Annotated in this window: 12 protein-coding genes; 11 read left to right on the top strand and 1 reads right to left on the bottom strand. The window is 59.8% G+C overall.

Annotation, left to right across the window (positions count from 1 at the left end):
• Position 1 precedes the first annotated feature (1 nt).
• Positions 2-1,447: an aldehyde dehydrogenase family protein gene (locus tag H9C73_RS01700; RefSeq protein WP_209286051.1), complete on the bottom strand. Its 1,446-nt coding sequence runs from the start codon at positions 1,445-1,447 to the stop codon at positions 2-4.
• A gap of 198 nt (positions 1,448-1,645) precedes the next feature.
• On the opposite strand from H9C73_RS01700, the gene H9C73_RS01695 reads away from it, so the two are divergent.
• From H9C73_RS01695 to H9C73_RS01645, 11 genes are all read left to right on the top strand, one after another.
• Positions 1,646-2,614 (top strand): flavin reductase, encoded by a 969-nt coding sequence (locus H9C73_RS01695; RefSeq protein WP_209286050.1) that lies wholly within the window; start codon positions 1,646-1,648, stop codon positions 2,612-2,614.
• A gap of 32 nt (positions 2,615-2,646) precedes the next feature.
• A complete protein-coding gene (locus tag H9C73_RS01690) occupies positions 2,647-3,417 on the top strand; it encodes a glucose 1-dehydrogenase (RefSeq protein ID WP_209286049.1) in 771 nt (256 codons plus the stop codon).
• Positions 3,418-3,427: 10 nt separating this feature from the next.
• Positions 3,428-4,219 carry a fumarylacetoacetate hydrolase family protein gene (locus tag H9C73_RS01685; protein ID WP_209286048.1) on the top strand — a complete coding sequence of 264 codons (792 nt, stop codon included), beginning with the start codon at positions 3,428-3,430 and terminating at the stop codon, positions 4,217-4,219.
• Between the two features lie 64 nt (positions 4,220-4,283).
• On the top strand, positions 4,284-5,195 hold the full coding sequence (locus H9C73_RS01680; protein ID WP_209286047.1) for an acetaldehyde dehydrogenase (acetylating): 912 nt from the start codon (positions 4,284-4,286) through the stop codon (positions 5,193-5,195).
• 14 nt (positions 5,196-5,209) lie between these two features.
• Positions 5,210-6,238 carry a 4-hydroxy-2-oxovalerate aldolase gene (gene dmpG / locus H9C73_RS01675; RefSeq protein ID WP_209286046.1) on the top strand — a complete coding sequence of 343 codons (1,029 nt, stop codon included), beginning with the start codon at positions 5,210-5,212 and terminating at the stop codon, positions 6,236-6,238.
• A gap of 41 nt (positions 6,239-6,279) precedes the next feature.
• Positions 6,280-7,617: a spinster family MFS transporter gene (locus H9C73_RS01670; protein WP_209286045.1), complete on the top strand. Its 1,338-nt coding sequence runs from the start codon at positions 6,280-6,282 to the stop codon at positions 7,615-7,617.
• Between the two features lie 71 nt (positions 7,618-7,688).
• Positions 7,689-8,456 carry an SDR family oxidoreductase gene (locus H9C73_RS01665; RefSeq protein ID WP_209286044.1) on the top strand — a complete coding sequence of 256 codons (768 nt, stop codon included), beginning with the start codon at positions 7,689-7,691 and terminating at the stop codon, positions 8,454-8,456.
• Positions 8,457-8,471: 15 nt separating this feature from the next.
• On the top strand, positions 8,472-9,803 hold the full coding sequence (locus tag H9C73_RS01660) for a serine hydrolase domain-containing protein (RefSeq protein ID WP_209286043.1): 1,332 nt from the start codon (positions 8,472-8,474) through the stop codon (positions 9,801-9,803).
• A gap of 292 nt (positions 9,804-10,095) precedes the next feature.
• Complete coding sequence (locus H9C73_RS01655) at positions 10,096-11,121, top strand: hypothetical protein (protein WP_209286042.1); 1,026 nt, start codon at positions 10,096-10,098, stop codon at positions 11,119-11,121.
• A gap of 112 nt (positions 11,122-11,233) precedes the next feature.
• Positions 11,234-12,280: a 2Fe-2S iron-sulfur cluster-binding protein gene (locus tag H9C73_RS01650; RefSeq protein ID WP_209286041.1), complete on the top strand. Its 1,047-nt coding sequence runs from the start codon at positions 11,234-11,236 to the stop codon at positions 12,278-12,280.
• 202 nt (positions 12,281-12,482) lie between these two features.
• Positions 12,483-14,444: a sensor domain-containing diguanylate cyclase gene (locus tag H9C73_RS01645; RefSeq protein ID WP_209286040.1), complete on the top strand. Its 1,962-nt coding sequence runs from the start codon at positions 12,483-12,485 to the stop codon at positions 14,442-14,444.
• Positions 14,445-14,489: the final 45 nt, after the last annotated feature.

Here is a 14,489-nt window from a genome sequence, read left to right as displayed (position 1 = left end):
ATCAATCCCTGGTGACCTGTGCACGCATCATCGCTTCAAACTGGTCGTGGTGAGGCGGCAGCATGCCCCACTCGCCACGGGGATCGTATTCGGGGGCACGGAAAACGGTTCGGGCATGGCTGAACTCCAGAAAGCCCTCGTAACCGTGGTAATGCCCCATGCCGGAACCACCCACACCGCCAAAGGGTGCCTCATGCATGGCGGCATGCATCATGATGTCATTCAGAGTGACGCCACCGGACAGAGTGTGGCTGAGCACTTTCTGCTCTTCCGCTCGATCCTGACCAAAGTAATAGAGCGCCAACGGACGGGAGCGGCTCTGGATATCCGCAATGACATCCTCAATGGCTGAATAGGTCTTGACGATCAGGGCCGAGCCGAAAATCTCTTCCTGCATGATCCGGCTTTCGGCCGGGGGGTTAATGACCAGCCGGACCGGACGCTTGCGGGTAGCGCCAGTGCTTTCCGGGTGCGTTGAGACCAGGCGAACGCCCCGCTCTCGGGCATCATCCAGACAGGCTTCCACCCGAGCCAGATGCGACGCGTTAACGGCTGCTACCAGATCCGGATTGCCCTCTACGCTCGGATACAGGGCACGAAACTGCTGCGTAAACTCGCTGATCACCTGCTCCAGCGCCGCCTCCGGCACATAGAGAATGTCCGGGCTGATACAAATCTGCCCGCCGTTAGTGCCCTTGGCGATCGCCAGGCGACGGCAGCTCTCGGCCACGTCAGCATCCTTGCCGAGAATGACCGGAGACTTGCCCCCCAGTTCCAAAGTGACCGGCACCAGGTTCTGTGCCGCTGCCTGCATGATCTTACGCCCCACGGCGGTGCTGCCCGTGAACACCAGATGATCAAAGGCAGAGCCGGCAAAAGCGGCGCCGATCTCGGCATCTCCCGTGGCAACAGCAACCACCTCCGGGTCCAGGTGGGTAGTGACCAGCTCGGCAACCAGAGCTGCTGTTTCGGGCACGACCTCGGAAGGCTTGAGGATGGCGCGATTGCCTGCACCCAGCGCACAGGCCAATGGGCTGAACAGGGTAAACAGGGGGGCATTCCAGGTACCGATGATCCCGACACTGCCCTTGGGCTGGTGCAGCACCTGTGCTTCCCCTCCCAACTGATCATAGGGCGGGAAAGGGGTGCGCTGATCAGGCGCCATCCAGGCCTCAAGATGGTCACGGGCATGTTTGAGTGAGCCCAGTGAGCCAAGGATGTCATTCATGATCGAGAAAGCGCGAGGACGACCGCCGTCAGCCCCTTCGCCAAAGTCGCGCCCCATGGCATCAGCCAGCGCATCGCAGTGATCCACCAGCAGGTCGATCACCTGCTGGATGCGCGCCTTGCGGGTGTCGGCACTGACAGCACCTTCACGATTAAAAGCCTGCTGCTGAGCATCCAGCAAAGTCTGGATACCGGCGGGTGTCGTTGCGGCTGCAGCCATCATTGTCTCCTTGAATCATCCCAGCCGCAGAAACGGCTGTCTTATTTTTATGAGGCTCACATTACTACCGCCAAACGTCCATGGAAACCTCGTCCAGACGGACGACACCTGTGCCCGAGTCTTAGTCCATTAAGACGATGAAGCCCCTTGTGGCCACTGCAATACTCGATGCAGACTCACCGGCCAGCCGAGGCAACCATGACTAATAATAATTTCGATTCCAAAGCCTTTCGTACGGCACTGGGCACCTTCACCACCGGTGTCACCATCATTACGGCCACTGCCGCCGATGGGACCCGTGTCGGCATTACCGCCAACAGTTTCAACTCGGTATCGCTGGACCCTCCACTGGTGCTCTGGAGCCTGGCCAAGACAGCCAACAGCCTGCCGGTCTTTTCAGAATCCAGGCACTGGAACGTACATGTTCTTTCAGTCGAGCAGGAACCCCTGTCCGGCCGCTTCGCGTCTCGCGGAGACGACAAATTTGCCGGTCTGGAGCTGGATGAAGGCATGACGGAGGCTCCGCTGCTGCCGGACTGCACCGCCCGTTTCCAGTGCCGCACGGCATTTATGCACGACGGCGGAGATCACATCATCTTTATCGGTGAAGTACTGGGGTTTGACCAGAGCGACCTGCCACCGCTGGTGTTCCAGAGTGGACAGTATGCCCTGACCGCACGTAAGCCACGTGAAGAGGTACGCCTGACTCAGGCCGAGCCACCTCCCGAATGCAGCTACACGGAAGACCTGCTGGGCTACCTGCTGGGCCGAGCCCACTTCCAGATGGTCAACCGACTGCAGGCCCTGCTGGATGAGCAGCAACTGGAGCAGGCCCAATTCTTTATTTTATCGGTGCTCTGTATTCGAGACGGACTCACGCTGGCGCAAATCAACGAGTACATCGCCTACACCGGTTATACCGTGGATCAGGACGACATGGACGTGTTGATTCAGTGCGGGCATGTGGTGATTGAGCAGGGCCGCTACCGCATGACCGCGGATGGGCGCGATGCCTCTCTTCACCAGATTGCACAGGCCAAGGCCATCGAGGAGGAGATTGTGGAAGCCCTGGGTCCCGGCGATGCCATGGCCCTGAAACTGCTGCTCAAACGCCTGATCGCGCGCACGGACCCCGGCCTGCCGGACCTCTGGGCCGTATCCAGCTGATTATGACCACCGAATACACACAAGGAGTTGCCATGTCCATCATCAACAGATTCAGGCTGGACGGTCAGGTTGCCGTCATTACCGGCGCCGGTCGCGGTCTGGGGCGCGCCATTGCCCTGGCCTACGCGGAAGCCGGTGCCGATGTGGTCTGCTCGGCCCGCACCCTCGCCGATGTAGAGGCGGTTGCCGAGGAGGTGCGTGCTCTGGGGCGTCGTGCCCTTGCCGTCAGTTGTGATGTCAATGATCAGTCCCAGCGGGAAGCACTCGTGGCTGCGGCCATGGAGGGCATGGGCAGGATTACGCACCTGGTCAACAATGCCGGAGGTTCCGGCCCCAACGACCCGCTGAAAATGACCCCGGAAGAGTTTGCCGGCGTCCTCGAGTTCAACGTGACCTCCGCCTATTCACTGACCCAGCTGTGTGTTCCACACATGCGTGAAGCCGGCGGCGGTAACGTGATCAACATCACCTCCGGGGCCGCACGTTATATCCAGAGGCATTTCAGCGCCTATGGCACCGCCAAGGCCGCCCTGACGCACCTGACCAAACTGCTGGCGCAGGACTTCTCGCCCGAGGTACGCGTCAACGCCATCGCGCCGGGCCCCATCCGTACGGCGGCACTTGAAAACGCAGCGCCTGCCGCGATGCTGGAGACCATGGCGAAAAACACGCCTCTGCAGCGTATTGGAGAGCCCGAGGATATTGCAGCGGCTGCACTCTACTTCGCCACACCGGCGTCCAGCTGGGTCACCGGCAAGGTGATCGAAGTGGACGGTGGTGCCGAAGGCAGTGTCTGGGGATAAGGAGTCACACATGAATGCGTCACTGATTGAAAAGCTGGGCCGGGAGCTGCATGTTGCGCTCAAAGAAGGCTGTACGCTGTCGCCCCTGATCGAGCGTCATCCACAACTGAGCATTGATGATGCCTACCACATTTCACTGCACACACTGCAATTGAGGGAAGCAGACGGCGAACGGGTGATCGGCAAGAAGATCGGCGTGACCTCTAAAGCGGTGCAGGAAATGCTGAACGTACATCAGCCTGACTTCGGCTTCCTGACCGACCGCATGCACTTCGCCGACGGTGCTGAGGTAAGCCTGTCAGCCGCCGGCCTGATCCAGCCCCGAGCCGAGGGCGAGATCGCTTTCTGCCTCAAGCACGATTTGACCGGCCCCGGTGTTACCGCCGAAGACGTGCTGGCCGCCACCGAATGGGTTGCGCCCTGCTTCGAGATAGTGGACTCGCGCATTGACGACTGGCGCATCAGCATTGTCGATACCGTGGCCGACAACGCCTCTTGCGGCGTCTTTGTTATTGGCGAAACCCACACCGATCCGAACACGCTCGACCTCGCTGCCGTGGCGATGCAGATCCGCAAGAACGATGAGCCGGCGGGCTCCGGGCTGGGCTCGGCGGTACAGGGGCACCCGGCAGCAGCCGTTGCCTGGCTGGCCAATACACTGGGTGAGTACGGCATTCCCTTCCGCAAGGGTGAGATCATTCTGTCCGGCGCACTGGCGCCCCTGATTCCGGTCAGTGCCGGCGATCATTTCAGCCTGAAGGCCGAAGAGATGGGCAGCTGCTCAATCCGTTTTGTGGAGTAATGCTTTCGCGCGCGGAGCGCGCTCTGCGAGCAAAGGCTTCAAACAAGAATAAGTGGAACACACTATGTCCAAGAAACTGAAAGCGGCCATCATCGGCCCGGGCAACATCGGCACCGACCTGCTGATGAAAATGCAGCGCTCCGAGTGGATTGAGCCCGTCTGGATGGTCGGCATCGACCCCGAGTCCGAAGGTCTCAAGCGTGCTGAACAGATGGGCATCAAGACCTGCGCTACCGGCGTGGACGGTCTGCTGCCGCACGTAATCGAAGACGCCATCCGCGTCGCCTTCGATGCCACCTCCGCCTACGTGCATGCCGAGAACAGCCGCAAGCTGAACGAGCTGGGTGTGATCATGGTCGACCTGACCCCCGCGGCTATCGGTCCCTACTGCGTACCGCCGGTCAATCTGGAAGCGCACGCCAAGAACCTGGAGCTGAACGTCAACATGGTGACCTGCGGTGGCCAGGCGACCATCCCGATGGTGGCGGCAGTCTCCCGTGTACAGCCGGTTGAGTACGGCGAAATCATCGCCACCGTCTCGTCCCGCTCGGTCGGTCCGGGCACGCGCCAGAACATCGACGAGTTCACCCGCACCACCGCCGGTGCCGTGGAGAAGGTTGGCGGTGCCAAGCGCGGCAAGGCGATCATCATAATTAACCCGGCCGAGCCGCCGCTGATCATGCGTGACACCATCCACTGCCTGACCGAAGGCGAGCCGGATCAGGCCACCATCACCGAATCCGTTCACCAGATGGTGAAAGAGGTGCAGAAGTACGTGCCGGGTTATCGCCTGGTGAACGGTCCGGTGTTCGACGGCAACCGCGTCTCCTGCTTCATGGAAGTGGAAGGGCTGGGCGATTTCCTGCCCAAGTACGCCGGCAACCTGGACATCATGACTGCAGCCGGTCTGCGCACCGCTGAAATGTTCGCGGAAGAAGCGGCCAACGGCACCATCACTTTGCCTGAGCGTGGCTAACGGAGGAAAGACACATGAACCTGAACGGTAAGAAAGTCACGCTGCACGATATGTCTCTGCGTGACGGCATGCACGCCAAACGTCACCAGATCAGTCTGGACGAAATGGTCAACATCGCCACCGGCATGGACGAAGCGGGCATGCCGCTGATCGAAGTCACCCACGGGGATGGCCTCGGTGGTGCGTCCGTGAACTACGGCTTCCCGGCCCACAGCGACGAGGAATACCTCAACGCGGTCGTGCCGAAAATGAAAAACGCCAAAATCTCCGCGCTACTGCTGCCGGGGATCGGTACCGTCGATCACCTGAAGATGGCCAAGGACTGCGGCGTTTCCACCATCCGTGTGGCGACTCACTGCACCGAAGCGGATGTGTCCGAACAGCACATCGGCATGGCCGCCAAGATGGAAATGGACACCGTCGGCTTTTTGATGATGGCGCACATGGTCAGCCCGGAGAAGATCCTGGAACAGGCCAAGCTGATGGTCAGCTACGGTGCCAACTGCATCTACGCCACTGACTCTGCCGGTTACATGCTGCCGGATGAGGTCACTGCCAAGATCGGCCTGCTGCGTGCCGAACTGCCGAGCAGTGTCGAGATCGGCTTCCACGGCCACCACAACATGGGCATGGCGATCGCCAACTCCCTGGCGGCCATCGAAGCGGGCGCTTCACGCATTGACGGCTCGGTTGCGGGCCTGGGTGCCGGTGCCGGCAATACGCCGCTGGAGGTGTTCTGCGCCGTGCTGGATCGCATGGGCGTGGAGACCGGTATCGATCTGTACAAGATCATGGATGTGGCCGAAGACCGGGTGTTCCCGATCATGGATCAGCCGATCCGCGTGGACCGCGATGCGCTGACGCTGGGCTACGCCGGTGTGTACTCCTCCTTCCTGCTGTTTGCCCAGCGTGCGGAGAAGAAGTACGGCATTTCGGCGCGCGACATTCTGGTAGAGCTTGGTCGCCGCGGCACTGTCGGCGGGCAGGAAGACATGATTGAAGACCTGGCATTGACCATGGCGAAAGAGAAAGGCCTTATTTAAAGCGGCCCAGCTGGCCAACTGCTGCGTAAAAAGGAGCCCCCATGTTGACGCACAACCCAAGAGTTTCTTCGCCGGTATGGCGTCGACATGGCATGCTCCTGCTGCTGGCCCTGCTCTATACCAACACCTTTATCGGCCGCCAGATCATGGCGGTGATGATCGAGCCGATCAAACAGGAATTCGATGCCAGTGATACCGCCATGGGTCTGGTCTCAGGGTTGGCCTTCGCCGGCGTCTATGCTTTCTTCGGACTGGGAGCGGGCCGCCTTGCCGACCGTTTTCCACGCACCCGGGTGCTGGCCGCCAGCGCCATCATCTGGAGTGCTACCACCCTGCTGTGTGGTTTTGCGACCGGGTTTGTAGTGCTGGTAATGGCACGTATGCTGGTGGCCATTGGTGAATCCGCCGTTACCCCCAGCTCGATCTCCATGATCGCCGACCTCTACCCGCCCAACCGGCGTGCCTTTGCCATCAGCTGCTTCAGTACGGCCCCGACGCTGGCCGTAATCATCGCCATGAGTGTCGGGGCCTGGCTGGTCGAACAGTACGGCTGGCGCACCGGTTTTATGGCCGTGGCCATGCCGACCAGCCTGATTGCGCTGGTGATTCTGCTGGTGAAAGAACCGGTCCGAGGCGCCTGGGATCCTCCTCAGGATGCCCAGTCCAGCCCGGCCCTGTCGCTTGGTGCCACCCTGACATCCCTGTGGGCGCTGAAACCCTATCGTTACCTGATTTTTGCCGCCGGCATGAGCACGCTGGGCGCAAACGCCTATGGCATGTGGAACGCGACCTTTCTGGTGCGCTCCCACGGCCTTGAACTGCAGCAGGCCGGGATTCTGGCCGGTTTCATCGGCGGTGGCACCGCCGCTCTGGGCATGCTGTTCAGCGGCTGGATGACGGATCGGCTCCTGAGCGCCCATCAACGCTGGCAACTGCTGATTCCCCAGATCGGTCACGGTATCGGCCTGTTATCGATGACGGCTTACCTGCTCTGGCCTGCCAACAGTACGTTTGTGATACAGGGTTACACCATACCAACCGCCATGGTCTGGTGTGCCCTGAATGGCTTTTTTGCCGTCTGGTGGGTAGGCCCCTGTTTCAGCATGATTACCCGTCTGGTTTCACCCGACAGCCGCGCAGTCGCCATGGCCTGCCAGACCGTACTGGTGACCCTGTTCGGCGTTGGCGTAGGCCCGCTGGCGGTGGGGGCACTCAGCGACCTGATCACCCCCATGCTGGGCACGGAGTCCCTGCGTTATTCACTGCTGCTGGGGTGTGTCAGCACGCTGGCTGCAGTCCTTCTGCTGCAGGCGGTCGCTCGCCATCAGCGCCAGCCAGCCGCTGGCTGCGCCGACAGGGTGTCAGACGCTATAGTCTGAATGGACGAAGTGCCACCGGGGCATCACTTGCATAGTCTGGTGCAACAACCGATAACAACGAGGAAAGCCACATGTCCACGATTGCCGTTACCGGCGCCGCTTCAGGCATCGGCGCTGCCGTTTGCCAACACCTTGAAGCCGCAGGCCACACTCTGATCCGGGTCGATCTGCGCAACGCCGATGTCAATGCCGACCTGTCCAGCGCTAAAGGCCGCAAGGCTGCCGTGGAGCAGACCCTTGCTGCCTGCGACAATCGGCTGGATGCCGTGGTGGCCTGCGCCGGTGTGGGCGTAACGGCCCCCTCGGTCGGACTCATCATTGGGGTGAACTATTTTGGTGTCACCGAATACCTGGAAGGCCTGGAAACGGCCCTGGCCAACAGCGGTAACGGCAAGGCCGTGATCATCGGGTCCGTTGCCGGCAGCCACATGGTGGCACAGCCGCATCCCATGACCGCTGCTATGCTGGAAGGTGATGAAGCCCGATCCCGCCAGATAGCTGAGGAGCTGGGAGACCCCGCTGCCGCCTATGCCGCCTCCAAATATGCCGTAACTGTGTTTGGTCGCCGCAAGTCCGTTGCCTGGGGCAAGCAGGGCATGCGCCTGAACGTGATCGCGCCGGGCGCTGTTGAAACGCCGCTGCATCAGGCATCCAAAGAGGATGCCCGGTTCGGAGAAGCGGTGAAGAATTTTGTCGCGCCCATGGGCCGCGCCGGCGTTCCGGACGAAATTGCCGATGGCGTTGATTTCCTGCTGTCGGACCAGTCCGCCTTTGTGAACGGGTCGGTCCTGTTCATTGACGGTGGCATGGACGCGATGGTGCGAGCCCACACGTTCTGATTCAAAGGAGGCGTTATGTCCCGCATCACATCCGGTCTGCTGCTGGCGGCCCTGTTCGGAGCCACTTCACTCTCGGTACAGGCCAGCCAGTGCCCGGCACCGGCATCCAATGATCACCTGTCTGCAGCAGAATCGGCGCCTGACCTGATGGGCTGGATGCAGGGCAGCCCGCCTCCCGCCGAGCGCCGCGTGCGACTGGCCGATGGCTCTTTCTTCCAGTTTCCGGCCCTGCGTTACAGTGTCAGGCATATGAACGAGTTTTTACCGACCACGCTCGTCAGCCGTCGCAATACCCCTCCCCGTGCGCTCGATTATGCACCTGACGCTCAGATCGAGCAGCTGACCTATACGCCCTGGGGGCAGGAGCGGCCGATCACATTTGAGCAGGGGCTGCAGGAAACCTACACCGACGGGCTTCTGGTCATGCATCAGGGGCAGGTCGTATACGAACGCTATTTTGATGGTTTCGAGGATTACGAACAGCACCTGCTGATGTCGATGACCAAGGCCGTGACAGGCACCCTGGCACTGGATCTGATCAAACGGGGTGAAATCGACGCAGAACAGCCGATCAGCCATTACATTCCAGAACTGAAAGGGTCGGGGTTTGGTGATGCCAGGGTTGACCAGGTGCTCAACATGACCACAGGCATCGACTTCGACGAGAACTATGCCGATCCGGAATCGGAAATATGGGTCTTTTCGGCCGCCGGCAATCCCCTCCCCAAGCCCCGGGATTACAAGGGCCCCACCGGTTACTATGAATACCTGCCAATGGTGCAGAAAAAGGGTGAACACGGTGAGGCTTTCCATTACCTGACCGCCAACACCGAGGTGATCGGCTGGCTGGTGGCGCGCGTCACCGGCCTGTCGGTGGCAGAGTATCTGGAGGAGCGAATCTGGAGCAGGATTGGCATGGAACGCCCTGCTCTGTTCCAGGTGGACGAGTACGGAACCCCCTTCTCCGGCGGTGGCCTTAATGCCAGCCTGCGTGATCTGGCCCGCTTCGGTGAGTTGATCCTGAACGAGGGGCGCATGGGGAGCGAGCAGATTCTGCACCCGGATGTGGTCAAGGCCATTCGTGCCGGGGGTCAGTTTCCGGCCTTTGCCGACCCCGTTCACCCGAGCATGAAGCGCTGGTCATTCAACAGCATGTGGTGGGTTACCGGGAATGAAAACGGTGCCTTCATGGCACGTGGCGTTCACGGCCAAAGCCTCTATATCGACCCCACTCGCGCACTTGTCATCGCCCGATTTGCCTCACACCCGATTGCGGGCAACAAGGCCAACGACTGCTTCACCCTACCCCTCTACCAGCGCCTTGCTGATCATTTCGTCGATCAGTGAGCTACTTCGGCCTCCCGCCCGGGAGGCCCTGCCCCGCCTCCTGCCAGTTAATTGACCCCTGTCAAATAACCCTATCGTTTTTACGCCTTTAATCCTCCCACTTCATACCTGAAAAAACCAGCGACATCGCAGGTAAGCCTCTGTTTTAAATCTTCTTTTAAATGATTTGCATAAAACGTGCCCATAAAATAAGCGATACATAATGCAATTTTTTTGAATTGATTTGTGTATCACTTAACCCTAGATTCTAGAGGTCTCCAACAACAAGAAAACCTATACAGAGGTAAGCTCCATGCACGATAAAATCGCTAACACCATGGAATTCCCGCCGGAAACGCCGCAGCCGAATATCTACCCGCTGCGCTGGGAAACCAAGACCTCCAAAATGGAAGAGATCTGGGATGCGTCCCTGCGTGAAGCTTGGAACCCGAAAGACCTGCCCTGGGACACCTTTGACCCCTCCAGCTATTCCTGGGAAGAGCGTGAGGCGATTGCCTACTGGTGGACCCTGCTCTCTGTATTCGATGCTTCTGCACCGCCCGTATTTGCGGAAGCCTTTATCAAGACCTATGAAGATCACGAAGAAGACGCGATTCGCCGCTGCTTCTTCTCTGTAACGCGCGACGAGCAGAACCACGAACAGATGTGTGGTCTGGTGATCACCAAAATGCTCGAATCTGCCAGCCCGCTGGAGTACGAGCCGAAAACCGATCTGGGCCGTCGCCTGCAGAAGAACGCCCGCTGGCTCTACTACAACGGTGGTCGCTACTGGAACGGCTACAAGCAGGCCGTGCCCAAGTACAGCCTGGCGGTACTGTTCAGCTCCTTCCTGATGGGTGAAATTGCTGCGGCTACCATCTTCAAGCAGATGTCTCAAAGCTGTGAAGAGATGGTCTTCACCGAAGCGTTCAAGAACATCGGCCGTGACGAAGGCCGCCACATGGCGATCTGTCTGTCCCTGATGGAGCGTGACTACCCGAAACTGTCTGATGAAGAGAAGAGCATCATCACCAAGCAGATCCGTGCGGGCTACCTGTTCCTGTCTGCCGTTCTGTTCGAGCCGCCGGCCGAATTCTGGGACCTGCCGGATGACTTCATCGCGACCCAGCGTGAAGCGGAAGCACTGGCACGTGAAGCCGGCTTCGGTATTCCGACCTATGAAGACAAGCTGGAAAACTGGCGCAACGCCATGCTCAACCTGAAAGCGGTACTGGACAAGTACGACACCCCATTCCCGGCGATTCCGGAAGTGGATATCACCGGTGAAGAAGTGACCCAGGCCGACCTGGACTCTGCAGACATCATCCCGATCTTCTGATCCCTGTTTGCATGAGCGCATCAGCAGCCGCCCGTGACACCTGTCCGGCGGCTGCTTTTCTGTCCTGTTTCTGTTTTCAAGGATGCTGCACACCAGCGTCCGGAGGTACCCCATGACGACGATTCGTTTATCCCCATCCGGCAAGGAAGTTGAAGCCAAAAGCGGCGAAACAGTGCTTGAAACGCTGGAAAATGCCGGTTACGCCCTGCCCAACAACTGCCGTGCCGGTGCCTGTGGCGAGTGCAAGGTAAAAGTCCTGGACGGTGACTTCGACCAGGGCATGGTGCTGGATATGGCGCTGTCACAAGAGGAACGTGCCGAGGGCTATGGCCTGATGTGCATGTGCAAGCCTCTGGGTGAGGTGCTCGAGATCGACTGGGGCACCGACGATGCCAAACCCAAGCTGTTTCCGCCCCGTGAAAACGTTCGTTGCATGGTGGTGGACCGAATCGAGCGCACCGACCGGATCGCGGAGATTCGCCTGCGCCCCATTGGCGAACCCCTTCGTTTCTGGCCCGGTCAGTATGTCAGTCTGACCGATACGCAGAAAACCGTGACTCCCCGCTCCTATTCCATCGCCAACGCGCCAAGGCCCGATGGCGAAATCGTGCTGCAGATTACCCGCGTGCCCGATGGCCAGACCAGTAACTGGGTCCATCAAGAGGTACACCCAGGCGGCATGGTCAACCTTTCCGGCCCTTATGGCACCTTCATTGGCGACCCGAGAACGGATGGCCCCGTACTCTGTCTGGCGGCTGGCACCGGACTGGCTCCGATCCTGAGCCTCACCGACGCAGCCCTGCGCCGTGGCTTCAAGCAACCGGTCCACCTGATGTTCTCGGCCCGTACCGAAGCGGACATCTACTGCCGAGGCCTGCTGGAGCTGTGGAACGCCCGTCACCGCCGGTTCAAGTTCCTGCCTACACTGACGCGTGAAGAAAAGGACGGCATGTTGCACGGCCGGATTCCGGACCTGATCGCCAAACAGTATCCGGATCTGTCCCGCCACGCGGTCTATATCGCAGGCAGCCCCGAATTTGTCGAAGACTGCATCGCCGCCGTGAAGGCACAGGGTGCTCAGGACGAGATGATTCACACCGAAGGCTTCTTTGATCAGGCCATGCCAGAAGCGCCCCCGAGCGAACAACTGGTGGGCTGACTGCTTTGCCATGCCGGCAGAACCTGGTGTCAAGGTCTGTCGGCCCCCCTTATTCCTGAACGCTATGAAACAGATGTTTTAGATCTCTGTTGCTCATTAAAAGTCGCCTAATGACAACAATTATTCGTTTAAAACTGTACCTTCACCGCATCCTTTCGCTATAACTGATAGACAAGCCCCAACCTGACACATGGCGTATTGTATGAAAGGAATGCCCGCAGCGCCCAATACCACCGTTGCCGGCCATCTCAATCTGGCCGCGTTTCTCAGTGGCCCTGATCCCATGCTGCGCAAACTGATTCTGCTGCTGTGGGTTACCAGTGCAGTGATGTCCGCCCTGTTCGGGGTCGCGGCGGTTGAGCTGGACTGGAGCACCATCCCGGTGCGCCTGGATGGCCACGAGTTTTATGTCACGGTGTACCCGCCCCTCATTCTGGGCATGTTCTGGCTATTCTGGTTCGGCTACTGGTGGGCCGCCATCCCGACCTGGGCCACCACCTTCATACTGGCCACCCATTACGGCATGCCCTGGGAATGGGCACTGCTGTTTGCCTGCTCAGACCCTCTTGGGCTTGCACTGATTGCGCTGGTCTACTGGTCGCTCCCCGATGCCATGGATATCCGCAGGCCCGGCAATATTCTGCTGTTTGTTCTGTTCAGCTTTGCCGGTGCCGTGCTCAGTTCGGTGGGGGCATTTATCTGGAGCCACGCCACCCAGGCCGAAGTCACCCAGCTCTATCCTGTCTGGGAAGGCTGGTGGGTCGGCTTCATGCTGCAGAACCTGATCATCGTGCTGCCGATTCTGCTGCTCTGCGACCCGCTCATCCGCCGCTGGCAGAACGGCACTCGGCTTTGGCGACACTACACGCCGGGCCGCCGGGCGTTGCGCCAGAGCCTGATCATAGCGCTCATGCTGGTGTTAACCGCCATCATGTTCAGCTGGTTCAGCGCCAGCCTGACCGAAAAGGCCATCACCACGGCGGCACACAGCCGTGACCCCTATATCTGGCAGCCGGTCGCCCAAATGGTCAAGGAGTCCATCGGTGCACTGATGACCGTGCTGATGATCCTGATGGCGGCCATTACAGTATTCGGCATCTACCTGTTCCGCTACTGGTCGGAGCGGCTCACAGAGACGCATCAGTCAGTGCTGCGCAGCAATCGTCGCCTCACCGCCGAAATTCGTCAGCGTGAGAAGGTACAGGGGGAGCTTCAGGAGCGCTACCACATGCTGAACCTGATGGCCCAGCTGGACTCGCGCCTGCATGCAGCCGACTCGGCACATGAAGTGATCAACGCGCTGGCCGAATATCTGCCGCGCCAGCTCCCCCGCATGGAAGGGGTTCTCTGCCGCATGACACCGGAGTGGAAACTGGAAATTCTCACGCACTGGGGGCGCCACCCGCTCATCGGGGCCCGGTTTGCAGCGGAGATCGAACTGACCAAAGATCCGGCACACTGGCACTCACCCTACAGCTATGACCCTGAAGGCTTGCACGGCATCCACCGTGTACTGCCGCTGAAGTCTGGCCATGAGCTGGCAGGCGCCGTTCTGCTGGGGGCTTCTGCGGATGAAGACCCCGCAGTGGAAGCGGTCCTGCAGATGTTGACGGAGCACCTGACACTGGCTCTTACAAACCTCAAGCTGCGCGAAAAGCTGGTTGAAGAAGCCACGCACGACCCGCTGACAGGCCTCTACAACCGCCGTTACCTGCAGGACTGGCTGGAAAAGGAGCTGGTGCGCAGTCAGCGGCATGGGCGCGCACTCAGCCTGATGATGATCGATATCGACCACTTCAAGGTGCTGAACGACACTCTGGGCCATGCCGCCGGGGACCGTGCCCTTCAGGGCCTCAGCCACTACATCAGTGCACAGATTCGCCAGAGCGATGTGGCCTGCCGCTTTGGGGGCGAGGAGATTATTCTGGTGATGCCCGAAACCAGCCGGGATACCGCCGCCATGCGTGCCCAGCAGCTGTGTGAAGGCATTCGCAGCCTCAAACTGATGGCCGACGATGGCAGCCTCCTGCCACCGATGACTGTCTCCATCGGTCTGGCCTCCTATCCCGATGAGGGCGGTACGGCAAGTGCGCTGTTCAGGGCCGCGGACATGGCGATGTACAAGGCCAAATCCAGTGGCCGCAACCAGGTGTGCTGTTACTAGCCATTCAACTTGTTTTCCCGCGCCAATCTGCCTAACGTGAAGGGA

Source organism: Marinobacterium alkalitolerans, assembly GCF_017776525.1.
Taxonomy (GTDB): domain Bacteria; phylum Pseudomonadota; class Gammaproteobacteria; order Pseudomonadales; family Balneatricaceae; genus Marinobacterium; species Marinobacterium alkalitolerans.
This window is presented reverse-complemented; position numbering and strand designations above follow the sequence as displayed.

What these genes read in the sequence shown, in the direction of transcription:
- H9C73_RS01645 (WP_209286040.1), top strand. Translation starts at nt 12,483, where the DNA reads ATGAAAGGAATGCCCGCAGCGCCCAATACCACCGTTGCCGGCCATCTC.
- H9C73_RS01695 (WP_209286050.1), top strand. Translation starts at nt 1,646, where the DNA reads ATGACTAATAATAATTTCGATTCCAAAGCCTTTCGTACGGCACTGGGC.
- H9C73_RS01655 (WP_209286042.1), top strand. Translation starts at nt 10,096, where the DNA reads ATGCACGATAAAATCGCTAACACCATGGAATTCCCGCCGGAAACGCCG.
- H9C73_RS01650 (WP_209286041.1), top strand. Translation starts at nt 11,234, where the DNA reads ATGACGACGATTCGTTTATCCCCATCCGGCAAGGAAGTTGAAGCCAAA.
- H9C73_RS01670 (WP_209286045.1), top strand. Translation starts at nt 6,280, where the DNA reads ATGTTGACGCACAACCCAAGAGTTTCTTCGCCGGTATGGCGTCGACAT.
- H9C73_RS01680 (WP_209286047.1), top strand. Translation starts at nt 4,284, where the DNA reads ATGTCCAAGAAACTGAAAGCGGCCATCATCGGCCCGGGCAACATCGGC.
- H9C73_RS01700 (WP_209286051.1), bottom strand. Translation starts at nt 1,447, where the DNA reads ATGGCTGCAGCCGCAACGACACCCGCCGGTATCCAGACTTTGCTGGAT.
- H9C73_RS01690 (WP_209286049.1), top strand. Translation starts at nt 2,647, where the DNA reads ATGTCCATCATCAACAGATTCAGGCTGGACGGTCAGGTTGCCGTCATT.
- H9C73_RS01685 (WP_209286048.1), top strand. Translation starts at nt 3,428, where the DNA reads ATGAATGCGTCACTGATTGAAAAGCTGGGCCGGGAGCTGCATGTTGCG.
- H9C73_RS01660 (WP_209286043.1), top strand. Translation starts at nt 8,472, where the DNA reads ATGTCCCGCATCACATCCGGTCTGCTGCTGGCGGCCCTGTTCGGAGCC.
- dmpG (WP_209286046.1), top strand. Translation starts at nt 5,210, where the DNA reads ATGAACCTGAACGGTAAGAAAGTCACGCTGCACGATATGTCTCTGCGT.
- H9C73_RS01665 (WP_209286044.1), top strand. Translation starts at nt 7,689, where the DNA reads ATGTCCACGATTGCCGTTACCGGCGCCGCTTCAGGCATCGGCGCTGCC.